Source organism: Mycobacterium angelicum (assembly GCF_002086155.1).
Classification (GTDB): Bacteria; Actinomycetota; Actinomycetes; order Mycobacteriales; family Mycobacteriaceae; genus Mycobacterium; species Mycobacterium angelicum.
Genome location: NZ_MVHE01000137.1, coordinates 1 through 4,596, shown reverse-complemented (window position 1 = coordinate 4,596; position 4,596 = coordinate 1). Strand labels below are relative to the sequence as shown.

Here is a 4,596-nt window from a genome sequence, read left to right as displayed (position 1 = left end):
GCCACAAACCGCGAGGCGGTCAACCCCGCCCGACCCCAATACCCATGCCCCAGTCCCCCACCAGCCACATACAACTCACCGGCCACGCCAACCGGAACCCGACGCAACCACCCATCCAGCACAAACATCCCTGCATTGGCCAATGGCACCCCGATCGGGCTCACGCTGCTGGCGGTGTCGTGCTCAGCAATTTCACGGAAGGTCGCATGCACCGTGGTCTCGGTAATGCCATACATATTGACCAGCCGGGGCGATCCCCGATGATGACCGAGCCACGGCGCGATCCGTTGCGGCTCAAGAGCTTCCCCGCCAAAGACGACCGTATCCAGGCTCAGCCGCCCATCCACCTCACGCTGTGCGGCATCAGCGCTTTGCAGCGCATAAAACGCCGACGGAGTCTGACTCAGGACGTTGACGCGGTGAGCAACCAGCAACGCATGCAGCTCTGCAGGGGAGCGCACCACCGAGTCCGGCACCACCACCAGGCACCCGCCATGCAACAGCGCACCCCAGATCTCCCACACCGAGACATCGAACGCATAGGAATGACACTGACTCCACGCCTGCCCCTCGGTCGGCAGCAGCTCGCCCGGCAGCGACGCAAACAGCCCAGTCACATTGCGATGGGCAATCCCCACCCCCTTGGGCACACCCGTCGTGCCCGAGGTGTACAAGATGTAGGCCAGATCATCACCGGCCGGATACGGCAACGCCCGACCCGAATCGCACTGCCCCCCAACAGCATCGACAACCACCACCGGCAGCTCATACCCCGCCAGCCGTCCAGCCAGATCCGCCGTCGTCACCGCGGCCACCGGCGCAGCATCCTCGAGCACGAACTCCATCCGGGCATCAGAATGAGCCGCATCAATCGACACATATGCCGCCCCGGTCTTCAGAACCGCCAACATTGCCACCACACCGGCAACCGAGCGCTGCGCCAACAGCGCCACCACATCCCCGGGCCCCACCCCACCATCGGCCAATTCCCGCGCGAAATACGCTGCTGCACAATCCAACTCGCGGTAAGTCAGCCGCCGACCCGCACACACCACCGCAATCGCCTCGGGACTGCGCCGCACCGCAGCGTCGAACAGTTCCGGGATCGACGCAGACCTCGATCCCGCACCACTCAGCGCCGCACGATTGCCGACCACATCCAACTGAACACGCTCAGCCTCATCAACCACCTCAACCGAGGACAACCGCCGCTGCGGATCCCCAACCATCGCCACCAACACCCGCTCTAGCCGGTCGACAAGAGTGCAGATGCGGGCCTCATCGAAAACATCGGTCGCGAATTCGACCCGAAACCCGAGTTCCCGGCCCGGCAGGGCCTGCAGGACGAGGGGGTAGTGGGTGGATTCGCGGCTGGTCATTTCGGTGATAGTCAGGTCATGGCCCTCGAGCAGCGCAGCGGCGTCGATCGGATAGTTCTCGTAAACGAACAAGGTGTCGAAAAGCCTGTCGTGACCGGTGATGCGGTGGACGTCGGTCAGCGAGAGGTGTTGGTGTTCCAGCGTGTCGTGGTAGTTCTCTTGCAGTTGGGCCAACAGTTGCGCAGTAGTGGTGGTCGCGGTGAGGGTGGCCCGTACCGGCACTGTGTTAATGAATAGGCCGACCATCGACTCCACCCCGGCCAACTCCGCTGGTCGCCCGGCCACCGTCATCCCGAACACGACATCGTGCTGGCCGGTCAACCAATTCAGCAGGCACGCCCAGCCCGCCTGCAGGACAGTGCTCACGGTGGTGTTGTGCTCACGCGCCATTCGGGTCAGCGCGTCGGTGGTCGCTTCGGGCAAGCAGAAGGACTTGATGCCTTTGCTGGTCAGATCTAATGGACCTAGCGGGCCCACCAGAGTGGGCGCGGTCAAGCCTGACAGCAGCCTGCCCCACACCGTCCGCGCGCGGTCGTGGTCTCGAGCGGCAAGCCAGCACACGAAGCTGCGGTAGGCAGCCGGGGCGGGCAATGGGTGCATGTCGTAGCTCGTCAAGATCTCGCCCAATACGATCGGCAGCGACCAACCATCCAGCACGATGTGGTGATTGGTCACCACCAGCCGATACTGATCCGGCGCTGTGCGGATCAGAGCCGCGCGAAACGGCGATTCGTGGGCCAGATCCATCACGGCGGCGCGTTCATCGGCGCATATTTGCTGGATATGTTCGTCCTGTCCCTCTTTGCCGGCCAGGTCGACATACCGCCACCCCACAATGGGATCAGCCAGAATGATCTGCAATGGCTGTGGGAACCGATCGATGACGAACCGGGCTCCCACGTTGGGGTGACGGTTGATCACCGTTTGTACGGCCTCCCGCAAACGCTCGCGATTAATTCCGCCGGTTAGACCGATACTGATTTGCGGTAGGTACGGATCAGTGCCGTCCTGCCTCGACTCATCGCTGCGCTGCGCATGGAACAGTAAGCCCTGCTGCAGCGGAGTCAGCGGCAAGATATCGGCGATTTGGTATTGCTGTTCGAGCTCATCGATCTGTTGTTGGTTCAGCCCAGTAAGAGCGACATCGCTAGGGGTCAGGCCGTGTCCACCACTGTGTACATGAGCACAAATACCCGATAGGGCTTCGAACCAGAGTTGGTTAATCCGGGCGATGTCGGCGCGATCGAGCTTGGCGGGCGCCCATGTCCAATTGGCTTGTAGTTGCGGGCCCACCTTCGTCTCGACCGTGACCGCGTTGAGTGCGACGGTATGCGCCAGCGCCATAGGTATCGCCGCGCGAGCCGGATCGCTGAATGCCGGCCCCTCACCGGCGATCTGCCACATGTCCTCGGGCAGCGTCGAATCGGTGGCTACGCCCAGACGACCCAGGTAGTTGAAGCCGATCGACGGATCAGGCCCGGCCAGCTCGACCTCGGTGTTCAGATAGCGCAGCAAACCATATGTCAGACCGTCAGGAACGGCTCGGAGCTGTTCTTTGACATCTTTGATCACCGCGCCAAGCGCCGTCGCTCCATTGTGGACCTGCCGCCAGTCCACTCGATTCACCACAAGCGAGGTGGGGTATTTGCTGGTGAACCACCCCACCGTAGCGGACAGATCAATATCTGGGCCCAGGTCCTCGTCGCGTCCATGGCCTTCGACGTCAATGCCGATCGGAACACCGGCGCAACTAAGAAATTCCGTCCACGCCAACCCAAAAGCGATCAACAAGATGTCGTGCACACCGGCATGGAACGCCGCGGGCACTTCACCTAGCAGCGATCGCGTGGTGTCGACGTCCAACGACACCGACATCTGCGCGGCACTGACAAACGTATCCACCGATGGATCCACCGCCACCAGCGCCGGTTCGGTGGCTTGTATGCGTTGCCACGCTGGTAGCTGATCGAGCACCACCGGGGAGAGCGCATACTCACCCAGCATTGCGGCCCAGGAGCGAAACGACGTTCCCGCGATCGGCAAGGTTATCGGCTGTCCAGCACGGCGCTGGCCCCACGCCAGATTCAGGTCATCAAGCAAAATCCGCCAGGACACCCCATCGACAGCCAAATGATGAATAACCAAGATGAGCTCGGCCGTCGAGCACACCCAAACCGCACTCAGCATCACCCCGGCGGCCGGATTGAGCCGGTGACGGGCGGCCACCAACACGTCGTCGGACAACGCCGCTACAGACTGCACGCAGTCGTTCGCGTTTACCGATCCCGGTTCAGACACAGCCAACGTTTCGCCTTGGGCCCGCAGCCGCAGCATGGCGTGGCGGTCCAATAATGCCTGCACCAGCTCCACCACATCGGCATGGCTTACTCCCGCAGGCGCACGCAACACCATCGTCTGGTTGAACTGCTCAACCGAACCATCTACGGTGGCCAGCCAGCGCATGATCGGTGTCGGCAAAACCTCTCCGACACCCTCGTCGATCACGGTGTCGCCGCCGCCGGCCATAACGGCAACGCGGGCCACACCCGCCACGGACCGCTCGGCGAAAATATCGCGTGGCCGGCAGATCACACCCGCAGCGCGGGCCCGCGCCACCACCTGCATCGAGGAGATGCTGTCCCCGCCCAGGTCAAAGAAGGAGTCGTCGACTCCGACGCGGTCGATTCCCAAGACCTGGGCAAAGATGCCGGCCAGGATTTCCTCAGTCAAAGTCGTTGGGGCACGATAACTTTCGGTGCTGACGTACTCAGGAGCCGGCAATGCTTTGGTGTCGAGTTTGCCGTTGAGCGTCAACGGCAACTGCGCCAACATCACCACCGCCGCCGGAACCATATACGGGGGCAGCTGGGCGGCCAGCTGGGCGCGCACACTCACCGGATCAGCCGTGCCGGTGGCATACCCCACCAACCGTTTCTCACCAGGACGGTCCTCGCGCGCGATCACCACCGCTTGATCGACACCCTCCACACCCGCCAACACCGCGCTGACCCCAGCCGGCTCAACCCGATGCCCCCGGATCTTGACCTGCTCATCGGCCCGCCCCAAAAACTCCAACTGCCCACCAGCACCCCAACGCACCACATCCCCCGTGCGATACATGCGTTGTCCAACCGCAAACGGACACGCCACAAACCGCGAACCCGTCAACCCGGCCCGACCCCAATACCCATACCCCAAACCCCCACCGGCCACATAC

The 4,596-nt window shown here is 62.8% G+C and carries 1 protein-coding gene; it reads right to left on the bottom strand.

From position 1 onward, the window contains the following. Positions 1 to 4,596: non-ribosomal peptide synthetase (locus BST12_RS28360; RefSeq protein WP_139802017.1), on the bottom strand; the 4,596-nt coding region annotated here is incomplete at both ends.